Annotated in this window: 10 protein-coding genes; 4 read left to right on the top strand and 6 right to left on the bottom strand. The window is 68.8% G+C overall.

The window, feature by feature from the left end:
- Positions 1-92: 92 nt before the first annotated feature.
- Positions 93-503, bottom strand: coding sequence for a hypothetical protein (locus tag G6O54_RS33575; RefSeq protein ID WP_165234147.1), 411 nt, complete (start codon positions 501-503; stop codon positions 93-95).
- 276 nt (positions 504-779) lie between these two features.
- On the opposite strand from G6O54_RS33575, the gene G6O54_RS33570 reads away from it, so the two are divergent.
- Positions 780-1,286, top strand: coding sequence for an aminoacyl-tRNA deacylase (locus G6O54_RS33570; RefSeq protein WP_165234144.1), 507 nt, complete (start codon positions 780-782; stop codon positions 1,284-1,286).
- A gap of 34 nt (positions 1,287-1,320) precedes the next feature.
- Here the strand turns inward: G6O54_RS33570 and G6O54_RS37530 are convergent, their stop codons facing one another.
- Both G6O54_RS37530 and G6O54_RS33555 read right to left on the bottom strand, forming a co-directional pair.
- Positions 1,321-3,384: an alpha/beta hydrolase-fold protein gene (locus G6O54_RS37530; RefSeq protein WP_205679119.1), complete on the bottom strand. Its 2,064-nt coding sequence runs from the start codon at positions 3,382-3,384 to the stop codon at positions 1,321-1,323.
- A gap of 93 nt (positions 3,385-3,477) precedes the next feature.
- Positions 3,478-4,593 carry an endo-1,4-beta-xylanase gene (locus G6O54_RS33555; RefSeq protein ID WP_165234142.1) on the bottom strand — a complete coding sequence of 372 codons (1,116 nt, stop codon included), beginning with the start codon at positions 4,591-4,593 and terminating at the stop codon, positions 3,478-3,480.
- Positions 4,594-4,927: 334 nt separating this feature from the next.
- Between G6O54_RS33555 and G6O54_RS33550 the strand changes: the two genes are divergently transcribed.
- The 3 genes from G6O54_RS33550 to G6O54_RS33540 all read left to right on the top strand — a co-directional run bounded on the left by G6O54_RS33550 (position 4,928) and on the right by G6O54_RS33540 (position 13,311).
- Positions 4,928-8,155 carry a family 43 glycosylhydrolase gene (locus G6O54_RS33550; RefSeq protein ID WP_165234139.1) on the top strand — a complete coding sequence of 1,076 codons (3,228 nt, stop codon included), beginning with the start codon at positions 4,928-4,930 and terminating at the stop codon, positions 8,153-8,155.
- A 49-nt stretch (positions 8,156-8,204) separates the two neighbouring features.
- A complete protein-coding gene (locus G6O54_RS33545) occupies positions 8,205-10,898 on the top strand; it encodes a glycoside hydrolase family 3 protein (protein WP_165234136.1) in 2,694 nt (897 codons plus the stop codon).
- Between the two features lie 85 nt (positions 10,899-10,983).
- Positions 10,984-13,311, top strand: coding sequence for a glycoside hydrolase family 95 protein (locus tag G6O54_RS33540; RefSeq protein ID WP_165234133.1), 2,328 nt, complete (start codon positions 10,984-10,986; stop codon positions 13,309-13,311).
- 24 nt (positions 13,312-13,335) lie between these two features.
- Here the strand turns inward: G6O54_RS33540 and G6O54_RS33535 are convergent, their stop codons facing one another.
- The 3 genes from G6O54_RS33535 to pruA form a co-directional block, all read right to left on the bottom strand.
- Positions 13,336-16,509 carry an efflux RND transporter permease subunit gene (locus tag G6O54_RS33535; RefSeq protein WP_165234130.1) on the bottom strand — a complete coding sequence of 1,058 codons (3,174 nt, stop codon included), beginning with the start codon at positions 16,507-16,509 and terminating at the stop codon, positions 13,336-13,338.
- Positions 16,510-16,557: 48 nt separating this feature from the next.
- Positions 16,558-17,973, bottom strand: coding sequence for an efflux RND transporter periplasmic adaptor subunit (locus G6O54_RS33530; RefSeq protein ID WP_165234127.1), 1,416 nt, complete (start codon positions 17,971-17,973; stop codon positions 16,558-16,560).
- Between the two features lie 130 nt (positions 17,974-18,103).
- Positions 18,104-21,190, bottom strand: coding sequence for an L-glutamate gamma-semialdehyde dehydrogenase (gene pruA, locus G6O54_RS33525; RefSeq protein ID WP_250847212.1), 3,087 nt, complete (start codon positions 21,188-21,190; stop codon positions 18,104-18,106).
- Positions 21,191-21,444: the final 254 nt, after the last annotated feature.

The following is a 21,444-nucleotide window of genomic DNA, read 5'->3' as shown; positions in this document are numbered from 1 at the left end:
ACCCCCCGGATTCGCCGGAGGACCGAGCTCCCTTGGCGGGTCCACGAGGTTCATCAGTCGCCGGACGGGGGGCCGGCGTGATGGCCGTTGCCTCAGGGCTTCTCGGCGTCGGCCGGGACTTCCTTCACGGGGTCCGGCGGCCTGATGCCGTCGCCCTCGGCGCGGGGCTCGAGTTTGTCCGCCGCCTTCTGGAACCGCTCACGCTGATGGGCACAGCGATCCGCCCACTCGTTGAGCTTGTCCGCCTCCTTGCGAGCCCGGCCGGCCTTGTGGACCTCGCCGGCCTTCAGGAGCATCTTCGACTCGCTGTCGCTCAGCGAGGCCTTGAATCGAGCCTTGTCCTCGGCTTCCTTGTAGTTGATCGCCATCTGCTGGTAATACTGGTGGACGTCTCGGCTGACGGCGTTGCATCCGCCGAGCGTTCCCGACGTCGCCGCCGCCAGCACGCCGGCTCGGATCCATCGACGAAACGCCAACCCGACCGTGCGGTTGCGAGACAGCACGACGACCTCCTTGTCGATCGATCCAACGGACGAGTTGCCCGGAGCCGGCCGGCCCATGGCAGTCTGGGGACGGGACCGGGATCGTAAGCGATGACCCGGCACCTGGCAAGTTCATTCCCGGCCTCGCCCGGCCGTCTCGATCGCTCGGGTGGTATCGGCTGTGCAGTCTGCGCAAGAGTTGGCGGCGGACGGCCGCCAGAATGACCCGCACGAGCCGCCAGGTCGCATGGTACGAGCTATATTTCCTCCAGATACCCATCCTGGAGGTGACAACCCATGTACGTCGTCGATTTCCTGCGCAGCCGCCGCGTCGAGTTCGAGACCCTGCTCCATCGGCCGGTTTCGTCCGCGACCAAGCTCGCGGGGAGCGTGCACGTGCCCGGCCGGACGGTCGCCAAGTCCGTGCTGGTGGGGTGTGGGGATGGATTCCTGATCGCCCTCCTCGCCTCCACGACGAGGATCGACCTCGATCGTCTGGCGGCCGCGCTGGGCCGCCCTGCCTGCGACGTCCGCCTGGCGACGCCCGGGGAGATCGAGGCCCTGTTCGCGAACTGCGAGCCGGGCAGCATCCCCGCCTTCGGGCGACTCTACGGGCTCCGCTCGATCGTCGACGAGGGGCTGGCCCACGCCGGCTCGATCGTCGTCCGGGGTAATCTCCGCCATCAGGACGTCCGGATGACGTTCGCCGACTTCCAGCAGTTGGAGGAGCCCATGCTGGCGTCCTTCTCGCGGCCGATCCACGACCCGGCCAGCCGGCCCGCGCGGCGTCGCCGCGCGGGCTGACCGGGATGGTTCGCCGGGCAGGTCGCGCCCGGTTTCAGCGGAAGAGGTGCTGGGCGAAGTAGTAGAGGTTGTTCCGCCACTCCGTGGGGTCGTGGGCGTGGCCGTCGACGTGCCAGGTGTGGGGGACGCCCTTCTCCTTCAGGTAGCCGTGCACGCCCTGGCTGATCCGGATCAGGCCGTCCTTGTTGCCGCAGGCGACCCAGAGGAGCTTCAGCTTCGCCTTCGCGGCCTCCGGATCCGGCACGAGCTCGGGCGCAGGCCTCGTGTTGGGGGCCGAGGAGAAGCCGCCGACCCAGGCGAAGCTGTCCAGGTTCGTCAGCCCGAAGTTGAGCGACTGCCCGCCACCCATGGAAAGGCCGGCCAGGGCCCGATGCTCGCGATCGGCCTGCACCGAGTAGCGAGCCTCGATGGTCGGGATGACGTCCTTGAGGAGGTCCTTCTCGAACGCGGCGAAGGCCGGCGCCGCGGCGTAGATGTTCCCCTCCGGCCGGTCGTTCTTCTGGGCCCGACCGTTGGGCATGACGACGATCATCGGCGTCGCCTTCCCCTGGGCGATCAGATTGTCGAGGAGGAGATTGGGCTTCGCGAACCGCTGCCATTCGGTCTCGTCGCCGCCGATCCCGTGCAGCAGGTAGAGCACCGGATACTTCTTCTCGGTCGTGTATCCCGGCGGCGTGTAGACCTGCATCTTGCGGGTCGTGCCGACGGACTTGGACTCGTAGGAGATCATCTCGAGCTTCCCATGCGGCACGTCGCTGCGGTCGGCGTCGATCCCGGCCGGCGGCTCGGGGAAGGCGGGCACGTCATCAGAGTTGAGCGTGATCGGGGGCATGGGCTGACGCCGGCCGCCGGGGCCGCCCGGCGACGGTCGACCGGCCTGAGCCCAGTTGAACAGGAGGGGCGCGAACTCGTTCAGGCTGCGGCGCCAGGTCAGCCATTCGTGGGACGTGCCGGGGGACTCGTAGTAGACGTGCTTGATGCCCGCCGCCTCCAGGGCCTTGTGATAATCATTCACGCTCTTGTACATGTTGGGCGGCTCGGTCGTGCCGATGCCGAGCCAGAGGAGATGCATCTTCTTGTTGAACGCGTCCGCGTCGGCCATGACCCCGCCGTGGGCGGTCTTCGGGTCGAAGGCGACGCCGCCGAACCCGCCGCCACCCCCGCTGAATCCGCCCAGGGCGCCGAAGACGTCCAGGTGCTTGAGCCCGATGGAGAAGGTCTGCATGCCCCCCATGGAGAGCCCGGCCATGGCGCGGTGGTCGCGGTCCGGGATCGTCCGATAGGTCGCGTCGATCATCGGGATCAGGTCATTGATGAACACATCTTCAAGTGCGCTGAACATCCTGCTGAAGTCGGGGCGCGGCGGCGCGGGCTGGCCCGGGGCGGCCGGCCGCGGCGGGCCCATCGGCATGGCCGGGTCGCCGGGCCTCCGCGCGTAGCCTTGCTCCATCACCACGATCATCGGCCTCGCCTTCCCCGCCGCCAGCAGGTTGTCCAGGATGAAGGACATGCGTCCCTGATTCGGCCAGCCCCGCTCGTCCTCGCCGCCGCCGTGCTGGAGGTAGAGGGCCGGATACCGCGTGTCGCGGTCGTTATCGTAGCCCGGGGGCGTGTAGACGAAGATTCGCCGCCACTGCTGGGTCGTGTTCGAGCGGTACCAGCGCTCGCGGACCTCGCCGTGGGGGACCTCCTTCGGGAGGTAATAGTCCACGCCCTTCTCGGGGATCTCGATCCCGCTGGTCTGCTTGCCGGTGCCGTAGTAGGTCTCGCTGGCGGGGTCGTTGACCTCGGCGCCGTCGACGAAGACCCGGTAATAGTGGAAGCCCGGGACCTGGGGCTCCGTGGTCGCGGTCCAGAAGCCCTTGTCGTCCTTCGTCCCGGGATAGCGCTGGCTGTCGAAGAAGCCGAAGACGACCTTCTGGGCCTCGGGCGCCTTGAAGCGGAATACGACCCGGAGGTCGTCCAGGACCCGGGGATATTCCTGGCCCCGGATGTTGCTCGTCGCCGGGGTGCCGGGCGGGGGCTTCGGGGGTTCCGGCTGCTGGAGTGCGGCCGCCAGGACGAGCGGCAAGAGGCCAGCGAACGCTGCGCCGTTCATGGATGCGTCTCCCTGTGGGGTGGATCGAGACCCTGCAATCGACGATGACCTTGCGGACGATTCTCGCTGCACGATCGCGAGGACACGTTCGGCTCACGGCCTGCCCAGGACGTCCATCACGGCGGCGAAGGCCGGCTTGGGCTTCAGCGCCCGGTCCCAGAGGAGCGGGTAGTTGGTCCGGCGCGGGACCGGGAAGTTGTTCAGCCAGGAGGTGCCGTCCTGCGTGCCCCAGAACGTGACCCGGTTCACGACGCCGGGACGCTTGAGGACGACCTGGAAGAGCCTGGCATAGAAACGGGCCTGGGCCTCGGCCACCTCCGGCGGCAGGCCGTCCTTGTAGGGGTTCGCCCCGTCCTTCTCGAGGGCGCCGATGTCCGCGCCGCGGCCGCGTCGGGGGAGCACGTCGACGTCCAGTTCGGTGATCGCGACCTTGACCCCCTCCGCCGCATAGGCCGCGATCGACTCGTCCAGCCGGTCGATCGCGTTGGAGTCGGACAGGATCAGGTGGCATTGCATCCCGACGGCGTCGATCCGCACGCCCTTCGCCTTCAGGTCGCGGACCAGGCGGATCGTCTTCTCCCGCTTCACCGGGTTCTCGTTGCTGTAGTCGTTGTAGTAGAGCTCGGCGTCGGGATCGGCCGCGTGGGCGAATTCGAAGGCCCGGGCGATGTAGTCGTCGCCGATCGAGCGCAGACCCGGGGTCTTGCGGAGGTATTCGTCCTTCGCGTCGCTGATCGCCTCGTTGACCACGTCCCAGCCGACGACCTTACCCCGGAAGTGGCCGGCGACGGCGTCGATGTGCGCCTTCAGGTTCTTCAGCCCTTCCTCGCGAGCCAGCGGCTTGCCATCCGGCCCGCGGAAGATCCAGGGGGGGGACTGGCTGTGCCAGCAGAGCGTGTGGCCGACCAGCTTCATGCCGTGCGCCCGGGTGAACTCGACGAACCGGTCCGCCGTCGCGAACTCGAACCGGCCCGGCTGTCGCTGGAGGCTCGCGGGCTTGAATTCGTTCTCCGCGGTCAGGACGTCGTACTGGGCCGCGACGAGATCCGCCACCCTCGGATCGGCGAGTCCGCGGGCCGAGACGGCGGCCCCGATCAGGAATCGACCCTTCGCCGCCTGCCTCAGCGTGCCCGATGCCGGCGGGGATTCGACGGCCTGCCCGACCGCCCGGATCGGGCCCAGGGACGTCGCGACGAGGGCGGCGAGCATGGCCGCCGGTGGGAGGAAACGTGGAGCGCGAAGGCGAGGGCGACCCGTGGCCGTCACGTAAGGCCCCTTTCTGCCAGAATGACCCGAAGCGAAGGGCGAGAATGCGAGACTCTCGAGCGACAGCTTATCCGTTCGGTACTCCCTAGGCAATCGTTTACCCCCTGATAGTTACTTGACACCTCTCATGGGCAAGGCGATGATGCGCCGGGCGAATCCGCGGTAGACCACGGGGCAAGCGTTTGCCTTCGGGTCCGCGACGCCCCGCGGCCGGCTCCGGTCCACGCTCGAACGGGTCTCCGTACGGTGCCGTCCCCATACTCTCCGGGGGACCTCGATGAGAATCCTCGCGATCGGGATTCTGTCGCTCCTGGCGCCCTGCAGCCTTTTGGCCCAGGACAACGGCGACGGGACCTACACCAATCCGCCGCTCCACGCCGATTACCCGGACCCCGACATCATCCGGGTGGGGGCTGATTTCTACTTCGCCTCCACGACGTTCGCCAACTCGCCCGGGCTGGTCCTCCTCCACTCGAAGGACCTGGTGAACTGGGAGACGGTCGGATACGTCATGGACCGGCTGGACGGAGACCCGAGGTATGACATGCAGGGGGCGATGTCCTACCGCAACGGCGTCTTCGCCCCCTCGCTGCGCCATCACAAGGGGACCTTCCACCTCGCCGTGACCCCCAACGGGAAGCCGACCCGGATCTACCACGCGACCGACATCCGCGGGCCCTGGACGCATCACGTCCTCGGCGAGTCGGCCTTCGACCCCGGTCTCTTCTTCGACGACGACGGGACGCCCTACCTCTTCACATCGGGAGGCTGGGACGGGCACGTCTCGCTCAAGACCCTCAGCCCCGGGCTCGACCGGATCGTCGCCTCGCGGCAGATCTTCTACGTCCGGGGGATCGAGGGGAGCAAGGCTCTCAAGATCAACGGCTGGTACTACCTGTTCAACGCACTCCCGGGCCGGCTCGCCCTGATGTGCTCGCGAGCGAAGGCGCTCGACGGGCCCTGGGAGACGATCCGGGTCCTGGACGACCGGGCCGGCGGCCACCAGGGGGCCATCGTCGACCTGCCCGACGGCTCGTGGTATGGCTTCGTGATGCGCGACAGCGGGCCGATCGGCCGGGTCACCAACCTCTGCCCGATCACCTGGAAGGACAACTGGCCGCTCTGGGGGGAGCCGGGGGCCACCGGCCGCGTCCCCGACAGGGCGAAGAAGCCGATCGACGGCCAGCTCCCCCGTCCGTTCCTCACGCCGGTGGACTTCGCGGCCGCGAAGCTCCCGCTGACCTGGCAGTGGAACCACAACCCCGATGATTCGCGCTGGTCGCTCACCGAGCGGCCGGGCTACCTGCGGCTGAAGGCGACCGTCGCGCCCGACCTCTGGCACGCGCGGAACTCGCTGACTCACAAGGGCTGGGGGCCATCGAGCGGCGTGGTCGCCAGTCTGGACGTCTCTCATCTTCAGCCTGGAGACATCGCCGGCCTGGGGATGATCGGCAAATCGCTCGTGACGCTGGCCGTCGATCGGTCCCCCGAAGGCCGATCCAGGCTGGTCCTCTCGTCGGGCGTCGAGTCCGGCGCCCCGGTCGGGCCGAAGGCGTCGGCGGACCTCGGCAAGATCGACGTCATCCATCTCGCCCTCAAGATGGACTTCGGCAGGGCCAAGGGGCGATGCGGATACAGCCTCGACGGCCGGGACTTCACGGCGATCGGCGAGGAATTCCCGCTCATGTGGGACTGGCGCACCGGCACCTTCCAGGGGCAGCAGTACGCCGTCTTCTGCTACGCCCCGAAGGCGAGCCCCGGCTACCTCGACGTGGACAGCCTCCGGTTCGAGACGCCCGACCTCAGGGATCCCGCGGCCGCGCCGGCGCCCCGGCCCGCGGCCGCGCCGGCCAGGGCAGGCGCGGTGAGCATCGAATCCTTCACGTATTCCGGGACCGATCCGCTGGCGTCCTCCGTCGCCGGCGATTCCTTCCTGAACCCGATCCTCGCGGGCTTCTATCCCGATCCGAGCCTCTGCCGAGTGGGCGACGACTTTTATCTGGTCAACTCCACCTTCATCTACTTCCCGGGGCTGCCGATCTTCCAGAGCCGCGACCTCGTGCACTGGGTCCAGGTCGGAAATGCAATCCATCGGCCCTCGCAGGCCCCCGCGCTCGCCCGGGGCAACGTCTCGGGGGGGATGTTCGCCCCGACGATCCGCTTCCACGCGGGGAAGTTCCACGTCATCTGCACCCAGGTCGGCCCCGGCGGAGGCAACTTCGTCGTGTCGTCGGAACGGCCCGAAGGGCCCTGGTCGGATCCTGTCTGGCTCCGCGGTATCCCGGGGATCGACCCGTCGCTCTTCTTCGACGAGGGGCATTCGTACGTCGTCTTCAACGCGGAGGCGCCCGACAACAAGCCCCTCTATGAGGGCCACCGCGCGATCTGGCTCCAGGAGGTGGACCTGATCGGCGGCAAGCTGATCGGCACCAGGCGGCTGCTCGTCAACGGCGGCACCGACCTGGCGAGGAAGCCGATCTGGATCGAGGGCCCTCACCTGATCCGGAAGGATGGCTGGTATGTGCTGATCGCCGCGGAAGGAGGGACCGGTCCGGATCACTCCGAGGTCGTCTTCCGCAGCCGAGAGATCGACGGTCCGTATGTCCCGTACGCGGACAATCCGATCCTCACCCAGCGCGATCTGGCCCGCGACCGCCCCAACCCGATCACCTGCACCGGCCACGCCGACCTGGTGGAGCTCCCCAACGGCGACTGGTGGGCGGTCTTCCTGGGCTGTCGTCAGGACGGGGCGGGCCACGGCCTGCTCGGCCGGGAGACCTTCCTGCTGCCGGTCCGGTGGGCCGACGGCTGGCCGAGGATCCTGGAGAAGAAAACGGAGGTCCCGCGCGTCGTGAAGCGGCCCTCGCTCCTGGAGTCCCTGCCGGCGAACTGGCATCCCACTACCGGCACCTTCACGCTCACGGACGAGTTCAAGGGGAAGTCGCTCGATCCCGCCTGGATGGGGCTGAGACTCCCGACGACGGACTGGTGGAAGGTCGACCCGGGCTCGGGCGAGCTCCGCCTGACCCCGCGGCCGCCGCGGCTGACGACGCGAAACGAGGCCCCCTCGTTCCTCGCCCGGAGGCAGCAGCATGCCGCCTACACGGCCAGGGCGATCCTCCGCGTGGACGACGAGACGCCGGACGGCGATGCCGGCCTGGCGGTCTTCCAGGACGAGGGGCATCATTTCCTCGCGGGAGTGCGGGTCCGCGAGGGGCAGGCCCGCGAGGTCTTCGTCGAACGCACGCTGGTTCGGGAACGCTTCGTTCGCAGGGAGCCCGCTCCGACGGTGCTCTTCGCCGCGCCGCTTCGGGACCGAGCCCGGCGCGTCGAGCTGGAGGCGCGGGGCGAAGGGACGACGCTGTCGTTCCGCTACAGGCCTAACGGTGAGGGGGACTGGATCACGCTCACGGACGGAGTGGACGCCAGGATCCTGAGCACCCAGTCCGCGGGGGGATTCACGGGCGTTTGTATCGGCGTCCACGCCCGCAGCGTGGTTCCGTAACCGCGACCCCCAGATCCGGTGACCGACGCACGACCAGGGAGTTGACCCGATGCAGACCCAGAGCCGGCCCGCTCGGCCGAAGCCATCCTCGACCACCCATCCTCGGTTCTATCTCGCGGCGACGCTCGTCGCCATCGCGGCCTGCTCGGCGAGGGCCCAGGAGCCGGACCTGAAGGCCCAGCCCTGGCGAAACCCCGACCTGCCGCTGGAGCAGCGTGTGGACGACCTGGTCTCGCGGCTCACGACCGAGGAGAAGATCGCGCAGATGATGATGGCGACGCCGGCCATCCCGCGGCTCGGGATCCCGGCGTACCACTGGTGGAACGAGGCGCTCCACGGGATCGCGCGGGCGGGCCGCGCCACGGTCTTCCCGCAGGCGATCGCCCTGGCGGCGACCTGGAATCCACCGTTCCATCAGCGGGTCGCGGAGATCATCAGCACGGAGACGCGAGCCAAGCACCACGAGGCCGCCCGCCACGGCAAGTTCGACATCTACCAGGGGCTGACGCTCTGGTCGCCGAACATCAACATCTTCCGCGACCCGCGGTGGGGTCGCGGCCAGGAGACCTACGGCGAGGACCCGTACCTGACGGGCCGCTTCGGCGTCGCCTTCGTCCGCGGCATTCAGGGGGATGATCCGACCTACCTGAAGGCCGTGGCCACGCCCAAGCACTTCGCCGTGCACAGCGGCCCGGAGCCCGCGCGTCACGGCTTCAACGCCGTGGCCTCCCCGCGCGACCTCTGGGAAACCTACCTGCCGGCCTTCGAGGCGTGCATCACCGAGGGGAAGGCCGCGTCGCTGATGTCGGCGTACAACGCGATCAACGGCGAGTCCGCCACCGGCAGCCGCAAGATGCTCACGGATATCCTCCGCGGGAAGTGGGGCTTCGACGGGGCCGTGGTGTCGGACGTGGACTCGGTCAGCGACATCTTCCACGGCCATCACTTCGCGAAGGACCTGGCGGAGGCGTCCGCCATCGCGGTGAAGGCCGGCGATGACGAATGCTCCGGCACCAGCTTCAAGGCGATCCCCGAGGCCCTCAGGAAGGGGCTGCTCGCGGAGGCCGATCTCGACCGGGCCGTGAAGCGGCTCTTCCGCGTCCGGTTCCGCCTGGGCCTCTTCGACCCGGCGGATCGGGTGGCCTACGCCCGGATCCCGTATTCCGAGAATGACTCGCCGGCCCACGACAAGGTTGCACTCGAGGCGGCCCGGCAGAGCCTTGTCCTCCTCAAGAACGACGGCGTGCTGCCGCTCCGCAAGGACCTGAAGACCGTGGCCGTCATCGGTCCCGTCGCCAAGAGCATGCCCGTCCTCCTGGGCAATTATTGCGGCGTCCCCTCCCGGCCCGTCACGCTCTTCGACGGGATCCGCGGCAAGCTCGAGCCGCGCGGCGTGAAGGTGCTTTACGGCCCGCCGATCCCCCTGGTGGACGGCTTCCGCGACAACCGGGAGATCGTCGGCGACGGGGCCTTGTTCACCGATGCGTCCCGATCCACGAAGGGCCTGACGCGTGAGGTCTTCGGCAATGCCGCCCTGGAAGGAGCCCCGATCTCCAGCCGGATAGACAAGGATGTGAATATTGTCTGGAACATCTATAACCCGATCGCGGACGTGCCGCTGACGAACTCGTCGGTGCGATGGACGGGAGTCCTGGTCGCTCCCGAGGCCGGGCGCTACCAGATCGGTGCGGCGGGCGATGGCCGTTTCCGGGTCTGGATCGACGGCAAGCCCGTGCTCGACCGATGGACGGGCCAGGGATTCGGGTCGGCCGCGGAGGGGATCGCGCTCGAAGCCGGCAAGCCCTATCCGCTCCGTGTCGAGCTGACGCACCAGGGGAACAGCGCGTCGCTCCAGCTTTCCTGGAAGACCCCGGCGGTGGACCAGGCCGTCGAGCGGTCGGTGGCGCTGGCGCGCGAGGCCGACGCCGTGATCCTCACGCTCGGGATCACGCCGGAGCTGGAAGGCGAGGAGATGCGGGTGGACGCCGTTGGCTTCAAGGGGGGCGACCGCACGACGCTCTCGCTGCCGGCCTCGCAGGAGCGGATCCTCCAGGCGGTGGCCGCCGTCGGCAAGCCGACGGTCGTCGTCCTGACGGGCGGCAGTGCGCTCGCCTTCGACCAGCGGCCGGCCGGCGCCGTCTTGCTCGCATGGTACTCGGGACAGCGGGGGGGAGATGCCGTGGCGGACGCGCTCGTCGGCGACTACAACCCCGGTGGCCGTCTTCCGGTGACGTTCTACCGGTCGGAGAGGGACCTGCCCGCGTTCGAGGACTATTCGATGAACGGCCGGACGTACCGCTACTATGCGGGCCCGGTCCTCTACCCGTTCGGGCATGGGCTGAGCTACAGCACGTTCGCCTACACGAACCTGAAGGTCGAGCCCGCTCGCCTCACCTCCGCCACTCCCGTCCGGGTGACCGTGGACGTCACGAACACGGGCCGGGTGGAGGGGGACGAGGTTGCGCAGCTCTACGTCGCGCCGCCCAGGGGGGCGAACACCTCGCTGATTCGCCAGTTGCGGGGTGTCCGTCGCGAACGGCTTCAGCCGGGAGAGTCCCGGACGATCACCTTCAACCTGGAGCCCCGGGAACTGACGTATGTCGACGAGGCCGGCGAGCGGGTGCTGAAAACCGGCGAGATCGTCCTGTCCGTCGGCGGCGGTCAGCCGGGATTCTCGACCAATGTCGTCCAGGCGACGCTACCGTGCGACCTCACGCAGAACCAGGTCCTCTCCAGGCCGTGATGGCGACGGGGCCGGGGTGCTCGCCCCGGCCCTTTCGCCTTGTGGTGACTCTCGATCCAGACCTCCGAAAACGGACCATGACGCCATGGCATGCATTCGGTTCACAAGGAACATTGCGTTCCTGGTCCTGCTGGGACTGGGATCGGCGGTATCCGCCCGTGGCGATGAGGCCCTCACGCTGCGTTACGACGCCCCCGCGAAGAGCTGGAACCAGGCTTTGCCCGTTGGCAACGGGCGCCTCGGTGCCATGGTCTTCGGCGGCCCGGCCGAGGAACGATTGCAGGTCAATGAGGACACCGTCTGGGCCGGCGAACCGCACGACTATGCCCACAAGGGAGCCGCGAAGGTCCTGCCCGAGCTTCGCAAGCTCCTCTTCGAGGGGAAGCAGCGCGAGGCCGAACGACTGGCGTCGCGGGAGTTCATGAGCGTGCCGCTCGTCCAGCTCCCCTATCAACCGTTCGTCGACCTCAAGCTCCGGTTCGAGGGCCACGACCAGGTCGAGGATTACCGTCGGACGCTCGACCTGGATGAGGCGGTCGCCTCCGTCGGTTACAGGCTGGACGGCGTGAACTATCGCCGCGAGGTCTTCTCCAGCTTCCCCGACCAGGTGCTCGTCACCCGGATCTGGGCCGACCGGCCGGGCAAGCTCTCGTTCCGTGCCGTCCTCTCGAGCCCCCACAAACAGAGCCGCGTCCTGGTCCAGGATCAGACGCTCGTCCTGGAAGGAGAGGTCGGCAAGCGGCGGGTCGGCTTCGCGGGGACCTTCGCGGATGTACCCGGCGCCATTCGCTTCGAGGCTCGACTGCGGGCGATCGCCGACGGCGGCCAGGTTCAGATCACGGCGGAAGGCATCGACATCCAGGGGGCCGGCGCCGTCACGCTGATCCTGGCCGGGGCGACGAACTTCAAGAACTTCCGGGACGTGAGTGCCGATCCGTCGGCGAGGACGCGTGAGGCGCTCGCCGCCGCGGTTGGCAAGCCGTTCGACGTCCTGCGATCGGCCCACGTGGCCGATCACCGCAGGCTCTTCCGCCGGGTGTCGATCGACCTGGGGACCACCGAGGCGGCCCGGCTGACCACCGAGCGGCGGCTGAAGTCGGCCGCGAGCCAGGAAGACCCCGCCCTCGCCGCCCTCTTCTTCCAGTTCGGCCGCTACCTGATGATCGCCAGCAGCCGGCCGGGCAGTCAGCCCGCGAACCTGCAGGGGATCTGGAACGACTCGCTGCATCCTCCCTGGGACAGCAAGTGGACCGTGAACATCAACACCGAGATGAACTACTGGCCCGTGGAGGTCGCGAATCTTTCCGAGTGCGCGGGGCCGCTCTTCGACCTGATCTCGGACGTTTCTCAATCCGGCCGGACCGTCGCGAAGGAGCAGTACGGCTCGCGTGGCTGGGTGCTGCACCACAACACCGACCTCTGGCGCGGGGCCGCGCCGATCAACGCCGCGGACCATGGCATCTGGGTCACGGGGGGCGCCTGGCTCTGCCATCATCTCTGGGACCACTACCTCTACACGGGAGACCGAGGCTTCCTGTCCGAACGTGCCTATCCGATCATGAAGGGGGCGGCGGAATTCTTCGTGGATTACCTGGTGCAAGACCCGGTGACCGGAAAGCTGATCAGCGGGCCGTCGAACTCGCCGGAGCAGGGGGGGCTCGTCATGGGCCCGACGATGGACCACCAGATCATTCGCGACCTGTTCGCCAACACGATCCGGGCGGCGGAGATCCTCAACACGGACTCCGAGCTCGCCGCGAAGCTCGGGGAGATGCTCCCCCGGATCGCTTCCAACACGGTGGGGAAGCATGGCCAGCTCCAGGAGTGGCTCGAGGACAAGGACAACCCGAAGAGCGACCACCGACACGTCTCGCACCTGTGGGGGCTGTATCCGGGCTGGGAGATCACCCCGGACGGCACCCCGGAGATCTTCAAGGCCGCTCGCCAGAGCCTCGTATTCCGGGGCGACGGCGGGACCGGCTGGTCCAAGGCCTGGAAGATCAACCTCTGGGCTAGGCTGCTCGACGGCGAGCACTCGCACAGGATGCTGATCGAGGCGCTCGCCGGGAACACCCTCCCGAACCTCTTCGACACGCACCCGCCCTTCCAGATCGACGGCAACTTCGGCGCGACCTCGGGCATTTGCGAGATGCTCCTCCAGACGCAGAACGGCCGGATCCGGCTGCTCCCGGCCCTCCCGCCGGCCTGGCCGAACGGCTCGGTCACGGGCCTGCGTGCCCGGGGCGGATTCACGGTGGACCTTGCGTGGAAGGACGGGAAGCTGGCCCGGGCCACGCTCCATTCGGACCTCGGCAACCCCTGCAAGGTGTCCCTCGGCGATCGCGTCGAGACGCTCTCGCTGTCCCGGGGGCAGACCGTTAGCCTTGGAGCCGATCTCCGGAGGCTCCCGTAGCAAGGCGAGCCGCGGCCGGGCCGGTCAGTGTCCGGCGGCTGCGGCCGTGCTCACGGCGTCATCTCCGATCGTGGGCGAGGGCGAGGCCGGCGCCGGGTGCCGGCCCCGGCTTCGGAGTCGCTCCCCCAGGACGAAGTAGATCGGGATGACGAACCGGCCCAGGATGGTGCTGACCGCGATCCCGAACGCGATCACCACGCCCAGGGAATTGCGGCTGTAGGCCCCGGCCCCCGTGGCGCGGGCCATGGGGAGGACGCCGAAGACGAAGGCGAACGAGGTCATCAGGATCGGCCGGAGCCGCTGGCGCGAGGCCTCCTTGGCGGCGTCGAGGATGCTCATCCCGTGCTTCTCGATGAGCTCGGCCCCGAACTCGACGATCAGGATCGCGTTCTTGGTCTCCAGCCCGATCAGCATGACCAGGCCGATCTGGCCGAAGACGTCCAGGGGCATGTCCAGCGACCAGAGCCCGGCCATGGCGCCGAAGGTCGCCAGCGGGACCGTCAGGATGATGACGATCGGCCGGATCCAGCTCTCGTAGAGCGCCGACATGAACAGGAAGACGCAGACGATCGAGAGGGCGAAGATGATCGTCGCCATGTTCCCGGTCTTCTGCTCCTGGAAGGTCGTCCCGGTCCACTCGTAGCCGAACCCCTCCGGCAGGACCTCCGCGGCCGTCTCCTGCATCGCGGCGATCGCCTGCCCGGAGCTGTACCCCGAGGCCGGCAACCCGGTGATCCTTGCCGTCGTGTACATGTTGTAGTGCGGTACATTGATGGGCCCGAGCGTGTAGCGGACCTCTCCGAGCGCGCTGAGCGGGACCTTGTCCCCCTTCTGGTTCAGCACGAAGAGCCGGGTGATGTCCTCGGGCCGATGGCGATCGGCGGCGTCGGCCTGGACGATGACCTTCCACGTCTTGCCGAAGAGGTTGAAGTCGTTGACGTAGTAGGCCCCCAGGTTGGTCTGGAGCACGCTGAAGACGTCGGAGACGGTGACGTCCAGGCGGCGGGCCTTGACGCGGTCGATGTCGAACTGGAGCTGGGGGACGCGGGCGGAGAACGAGGTGAAGACCCCGGCGACCTCCGGCCGCTGGCGGACGGCGTCCATGAATCGTTCGGCCGCGCCGGCGGTGGCGACGGCCCCCTGGCCGTCCCGGTCCTCGATCATGAAATCGAAGCCGCCGGTCGAGCTCAGGCCCTGGATGGGGGGGGGCTGGAGGACCGCCACGTGGGCGTCGCGGACCTCTTCCGCGAGCCTCCGCTGGAGCTCCTTCGCCAGGCCCGCGGCCCTCAGCTCCGGCGTCTTGCGGTGCTCCCACTCCTCGAGGATCACGAAGGCCGTCGCGGTGTTGGCCTGGTTGATCGCCGTGACTGCGTTGTAGCCGTCCAGCAGGAGCACGTCGCGGACGCCGTGGAGCTCGCCGGCGATCTTGCCGACCTGCTGGGCGGCCCGACTGGTCGGCTCACGGGTGGTGCCGTCCGGCGTCTGGAGCGCGACGATCAGGTAGCCCTGGTCCTCCGTCGGGATGAACGCCTTGGGCCGCTCGACGATCAGCCAGCCGGTCAGGGCCAGGAGGGCGAGCGACGGCACGACGATCAGCCACCAGTGATGGGCGCCGAATTCGAGGAAGGAGTCGTAGGAGTTCTCGATCCACCTCATGCCCCGGTTGAACCATCGGAACGGCGGGAACCTCGTCTCGCCGTGCTTCTCCCTGAGGAAGATCCGGGCCATCGCCGGCGTGAAGGTCAGGGAGTTGAACGCCGAGAAGAGGAACGAGAAGACGATCGTGAGCGCGAACTGGTTGTAGAGCCGACCGGTCAGCCCCGGGACGAAGGCGACGGGGACGAAGACGGCACAGAGCACCAGGGCGATCGTGACGATGGGGGCCGTGATCTCGGCCATCGCCGCGCGGGTGGCCTCCAGCGGCGTCATCTTCCGCTCGAGGAACTTCTCGATGTTCTCGACGACGATGATCGCGTCGTCCACCACCAGCCCGATCGCCAGCACCAGGCCGCACATGGTCAGGGTGTTGATCGAGAAGCCGAACGCCGCCATCATCGCGAACGTGGCGATCAGCGAGACCGGGATCGCGATCATCGGGATCAGGGTTGCGCGAAAGCCCTGGAGGAAGATGAAGACGACGATCAGGACCAGGAGGAATGCCTCGACGAGCGTGTCCCAGACCTCGGTGATGTTCTCGCGGACGTAGAGCGTGGTGTCGTAGGCGATCCGATATTCGAGGCCTTCGGGGAACGACCGCGCCACCCGGTCCATCTGGGCCCGGACCTGGGCGACGATGTCCAGCGCGTTGGCGTTCGAGAGCTGGTAGATCGGCACGGTCCCGGCCGGCTTGCCGTTGAGCCAGCCGGCGGTCTCGTAGTTCTCCGAGTCGAGCTCCACGCGGGCGACGTTCTTGAGGTAGACGATCGAGCCGTCGTCGTTGCGGCGGACCACGATCTTCTCGAACTCCTCGGGCTTGGAAAGCCGGCCCTTCGCCTTGACCGGGTACTCGAACCGCTGGCCGGCCGGCGCGGGCTGGGCGCCGATCTTGCCGGACGCGGCCTGCCTGTTCTCCTGCTGGACCGCCTGGATCACCTCCGACGGGGAGATCCGCTGGCTGGCCATGCGGTCGGGGTCGAGCCAGATCCTCATCGCGTACTTTCGGCCGAACGGGTTCACGTCGCTCACCCCGGGGATCCGCTTGAGGGCGTCGACGACGTTGATCTGGGCGTAGTTGTCCAGGAAGGTCGCGTCGTAGCGGCCGTCCGGCGACACGATGTTGACCACGCAGACCATGTTGGTGGACGTCTTCTTGACCGTCACGCCATACTGCTTGACCTCCGGCGGCAGCGACGTCTGGGCGGTCGAGACCTTGTTCTGGATGTCGACCGCGGCGATGTCCTGATCGTAGCCGACGTCGAAGGTGGCGATGATGCTCGACAGGCCGTTGGAGGTGCTGTCGGAGCTGAAGTAGATCTGCCCCTTGACGCCGTTGATCTGCTGCTCGATGGGGGTCGTCACGGTGTCCGCGACGGTCTGGGCGTCGGCGCCGGTGTAGGTCGTGGTGACCTGGACCTGCGGCGGGACGATGTCCGGATAGAGCGAGATCGGCAGGATGAAGATCGAGATGCCGCCGACGAGCAGCATCAGGAGCGCCAGCACCGTGGCGAAGATCGGGCGGCCGATCAGGAATTGGACCATCGAAGTTCTCGCTCCCCCGGCCGGGGGTAGTCCCCGGCCCGGCCTCATTCACGGCTTGCCGCCGGACTTCCCCGAACTGCCCTCTGCCGTCGGCGACCCCTTGGCCGCCGGGTTGGCGGACGGAGCGCCGCCGCCGCCGCCGCCGCGACCCCCGAGGATCTCGGGAGCGGCCGGCTCCGCCTTGACCGTCATGCCCGGGCGGATCGACTGGAGACCCTCGACGATCACCTTACGGCCGGGATCGACGCCCCCTTCGAGGACCCGCAGGCCGTCGTAGCTGAAGGCCGCCTTCACGGGGACCACCGCCGCCTTGCCGGCCTCGTCGACGACGGTGACGGTCGGCCCGGCCTGGGTCTCGACCACGGCCTGCTCGGGGACGACGACGGCGTCCTTGACCTCTCCGACCTTCACCTCCACCTTGACGTACTCGCCGGGCAGGAGGATCCGGTCGGGGTTGGGGACCTCGGATCGGACCCGGAAGGTGGACGTCGCCTCGTCGATCGCGTTGTCGATGGCGAATGTCCTGCCGGGGAACCGGCGGCCGGCCGGGCCCTGGACCCCGGGGCGATAGATCTCGATCGGCAGGCCGGCGGATACGAGCCTCGTGACCTCCTCCAGGTACACCGACGCCACCTGGACGTCGACGCCGATCGGGTCGAGCTGGCGGACGACGGCGAGCTCCGAGAAATCGGCCATGCCCGCGCTCGTCGCCGGCCCGACGAGGTTGCCGGGCTTGACCCTGGCCAGGCTGATCCGGCCGTCGATGGGGGAGAACATCCGGCAGTAGCCGAGCTCGATCTCGGCATGGGTGACCTGGGCCTTGGCCTCGTCGACGTCGGCCTGGGCTCCGAGCTGGGAGGTCGTGAAGTCGGCCTTCGCCTGATCAAGGCTGGCCTGGTCCGCGTCCACCTGGGCCGCTTCCTTCTTCCGGACCGCCCGCTTCCGCTCGACGTCCTCGGCCGAGCTGGCCTTGCGGGTGAAGAGCGCCTCTTCGCGCCGCTCCTCCACGACCGCCAGGTCCAGGAGCGACTGGCTCAGGGCCCGCTGGGCGGCCGCGACCTCGCGACCCTTCGAGTCCCTGGCCTTCTTCAGCTTCGCCTCGGCCTGTTCGAGCTTCGCCCGGGCGGCCGCCAGGTCGGCCTTGTACGGCTCCTCGTCGATGACGAAGAGGATCTGCCCCTTCTTGACGTCGCCTCCCTCGGCGAAGTGCATCTCCTTGAGGAACCCGCGGACCCGGGCGCGGACTGACACCTCCTGGAGGGCGGTCGTCGTGCCGATCGGCTCGGCCATGACCGGCACGGTCATCCGCCTCGACTCGACGACGGACACGACCGGAGGGGGCTGGACGCGGTCCGCCTGCTTCTTCGGAGAACAACCGCCGATCCCGACCGCCCAGGTCATGCCGACCAGGACAGGCCACCAGGTCAGGACGGTCCCAGTCCGTCTCCCGAGCGATCTGAACACGCACCACCTCCCGCATCGCGTCGCGTCGACCCCTCCGCCTCGCCAGCATCGTCGACCGGTGGAGCCGGCAGCCATCATAGGCAACCGGCGGCCGTCGAGATAGGGGTGAACGGTCAGCGCCGCGGGGGTTTCAGGACGGCCGCCGAGGCGCGGGGGCGGCCCCCGGTTCCTCCGGCGCGAACCCCCTCCGCATCGTGTTCTCGGTGATGCTCCGCATGATCAGGAAGTCGTACAGGTATTCGGAGCCGCCGGCCTTGGTCCCGATGCCGGAGAGCTTGAAGCCGCCGAACGGCTGCCGGTCCACCATGGCGCCGGTGTTGCCGCGGTTGATGTAGAGGTTGCCGACGAGGAACTCGCGCTTGACCCGCTCGATGTTCTCCGGGCTCCGCGAGAAGATCCCGCCGGTGAGGGCGTAAGCCGTGCCGTTGGCGATCTTCAGGGCGTCGTCCAGGTCCTTCGCACGGATCACGGAGAGGAGCGGGCCGAAGATCTCTTCCTGGGCCACGCGGGCATCCGGCGCCACGTCGGCGACGATCATCGGGCCCACATACGTCCCGATCGCGGCCCGGTCGCCGACCTCGGTGTCCAGGACGATGCGGCCCTCGCGGCGGGCGATCTCCTTGTAGGCGAGGATCCGTCTCCGCGCGTCGGCGTCGATGACGGGGCCGACGAGCGTCTCCGGGTCCTCGGCCGGGCCGATCTTGACCGATTTCGCCGCCTCGACCAGGCGGGCGAGGAATGCGTCGTAGACGCCGTCGAGGACGATGACCCGCGAGCACGCCGAGCACTTCTGGCCGGAGTAGCCGAAGGCGGCGTTCACCGTGCCGACGACCGCCTCGTCCAGGTCGGCGTCGTCGTCGATGATGAGGGCGTTCTTGCCCCCCATCTCGGCGATCACGCGCTTGACGTGGTCCTGGCCGGGGGGCGTCTCGGCCGCCTGGCGATTCACCAGCAGGCCGACGTCGCGGGAGCCCGTGAAGGCGACCATGTTCACGTCCGGGTGCTTCACCAGGGTCGGGCCGATGAGCTCCCCCTCGCCGGGGAGGTAATTCAGGGCGCCGCCCGGGACGCCGGCCTCGTGGAGGATCTTGACGAGGTGCCAGCCGACGACCGGCGACTGCTCGGACGGCTTGTAGACGACCGTGTTCCCCGCCACGAGCGCGGCGGCGACCATGGTGCACGAGATCGCCAGGGGGAAATTCCAGGGGGCGATCACGCTGACGACGCCGCGGGGGATGGGGGTGCAGGCGTTGGTCTCGCCGGGGACGTCGCGTCGCCGCGGCTCCGCGATCCGGATCATGTCGCGGGCGTAGAGCTCGCAGAAGTCGCTGGCCTCGACGAGCTCGCTATCGGCCTCGCGCCACGGCTTGCCGCACTCGAGGACCATCCAGGCGATCAGCTCGAATCGCCGCTCGCGGATCAGGGCCGCGGCCCGGACCAGGACGTCGGCCCGCTCGCGCGGGGACCTCGCGGCCCAGGCGCGAAAGGCCCCCCGCGCCGCGGCGATCGCGGCCTCGGCATCCGCCGGGGTCGCCGCAGCCGAACGGCCGATCACGCGGGTCTGCTGGGCCGGGTCCAGGGACTCGATCGTCCGCGCGGTCATGACCTCCCGCCCGTCGATCAGGAGCGGGTAGTCCTTGCCGAGCCGGCCGCGGACCTGCGCCAGGGCCTCGACCATGGCCCGGCGGTTCTCTTCCTTGGCGAAGTCGGCCGAAGGGGCGTTGCGGAAGGGGGGCAGCTCGCCCGCGGGGGATGCGACCGCGGCGGCCGGCGTTCGGCCCTGGCTGGACATGGCGCCAATCTCCTCGGGGTTGCGAAGCAGCGTCTCGACGGGGATGTCCCGGGCCGAGCTGGCCTTGAGGAACGACTCGTTGGATGTGTTCTCGAGCAGCCGCCGGACCAGGTACGCCATGCCCGGGAGCATCGCCCCGTAGGGCGTGTAGACCCGGACGCGACGGCCGCGGGCGACCAGGGCGTCCTGGATCGCGTCCCCCATGCCGTAGAGGGTCTGCAATTCGATGGCGGCCGGCGGCAGGCCGCGGGCATCGGCCAGGGCCATCGCGTGCGAGAGGCTGCGGATGTTGTGGCCGGCGAAGGCCGGGCGGAGGGTCTCGTGGTGGTCGATCAGGTATCGCGCGCAGCGCTCGTAGAAGGCGTCGGTCTCCCACTTGTTGAGGAAGACGGGCTCCGGCCAGCCGAGCTGGCGGGCCATCAGGACCTCGTAGTCCCAGTAGGCCCCCTTCACCAGGCGGATGGTGATCGGCGCGCCCCGCGCCTCGGCCCAGTCGCGGAGCATCCGGAGCTCGTCGAGGGCGTCCGGCTGGTAGCTCTGGACGACGATGCCGACGTCCGGCCAGTCGCGGAATTCGGGCTCGCCGAAGACTCTCTGGAAGAGGTCGTAGCTGAGGGCCCGGTAGGAGTACTGCTCCATGTCCACGTGGACGTAGGCCCCGAGCTTGCGGGCGGTCCGGAGGATCGGCCGCAGCCGGCCGGCCACGGCGGAGATGGTGGCCTCCGGGTGGATCGGGTCGAAGTGGGCCGTCAGGCTGGAGAGCTTGAGCGACAGGTTCACGCGGGGGAGGGGCCCGCGGTCGTCGCGGTCGATGAGCGGGATTTCTTGCGCGGCGGCCAGCGGGCCGGCCAGGCCCTCGATGAGCTCGATGCAGGTCCGCTGGTAGACGTCGGCCTCGGCCTCGCTGATCACGGCCTCGCCCAGCAGGTCGGCCGTGAACGCCACCCGCTTCTTCCGGAGCGCCATGACCGTCTTGGCGGCCTCTTCCGGCGTGGATCCGGCGATGAACTTGCGGGCCATCAGGCCGGCCGCCGTCCCGGCCGACCAGGCGAGCAGAGTTTCGCGATCGGTGCCCGGCGGGGCCAGGCGGACCGCCAGCCTCAGCCAGGCCGGGACCCGGTCGCCGGCCTCTGCCAGGTACTCCTTCAGGTGCTTCCGCACGGCGGCCGGGGTCCGGAGTGCGGGGAGGGCGTCGATGAACCGGAAGAGCTGGACCCGCACCTGCGGGTCGCTCAGGGTCGAGTCCATCAGCCGGTCGTCCCACCAGGCGCGCTGCCAGGGCCGTGGCCCGCGCCCGATCCGCCGGAACAACGCACGGCCGATCTCCCGGGTCCGCTCCTCGACGACGCTCCGCTCCTCGTCCCCCCGGCTATCCATCGCACGGAACTCCGGCGTGAAAGCCGCTGGACTTGTCGCTCTCGGCATGTTCGCCTCGTCTCCTCCGCGGCTCTTGTCGCCGGGATGACGTCCTCCCCCTGCTACTGGACATTGTACACGAGTCGCATCGAGGACAACCCCGTGTCGACAGCCCCGAAGTGGATGCCGTACGTCACACGCCAAGAGATCCCCTCGCTACGTGACGGAGGAAGTTGACAGCCCTGGCACTCATACAAGGCCTCTGGGCGGCCGCGGCGGAACCACCACGCGACCGCCTCGGCCCGGGTAAGGGGCCTCTCCAA

It is taken from the genome of Aquisphaera insulae (assembly GCF_011064615.1).
Lineage (GTDB): Bacteria > Planctomycetota > Planctomycetia > Isosphaerales > Isosphaeraceae > Aquisphaera > Aquisphaera insulae.
Note: the sequence above shows the minus strand (reverse complement) of the source record. Positions and strands in the feature narration are given on the sequence as shown.

Bases quoted from the DNA above. Each gene is read 5' to 3' on its own strand.
- G6O54_RS33570 (WP_165234144.1), top strand. From the start codon at position 780: ATGTACGTCGTCGATTTCCTGCGCAGCCGCCGCGTCGAGTTCGAGACC.
- G6O54_RS37530 (WP_205679119.1), bottom strand. From the start codon at position 3,384: ATGAACGGCGCAGCGTTCGCTGGCCTCTTGCCGCTCGTCCTGGCGGCC.
- G6O54_RS33555 (WP_165234142.1), bottom strand. From the start codon at position 4,593: ATGCTCGCCGCCCTCGTCGCGACGTCCCTGGGCCCGATCCGGGCGGTC.
- G6O54_RS33550 (WP_165234139.1), top strand. From the start codon at position 4,928: ATGAGAATCCTCGCGATCGGGATTCTGTCGCTCCTGGCGCCCTGCAGC.
- G6O54_RS33545 (WP_165234136.1), top strand. From the start codon at position 8,205: ATGCAGACCCAGAGCCGGCCCGCTCGGCCGAAGCCATCCTCGACCACC.
- G6O54_RS33540 (WP_165234133.1), top strand. From the start codon at position 10,984: ATGGCATGCATTCGGTTCACAAGGAACATTGCGTTCCTGGTCCTGCTG.
- G6O54_RS33535 (WP_165234130.1), bottom strand. From the start codon at position 16,509: ATGGTCCAATTCCTGATCGGCCGCCCGATCTTCGCCACGGTGCTGGCG.
- pruA (WP_250847212.1), bottom strand. From the start codon at position 21,190: ATGCCGAGAGCGACAAGTCCAGCGGCTTTCACGCCGGAGTTCCGTGCG.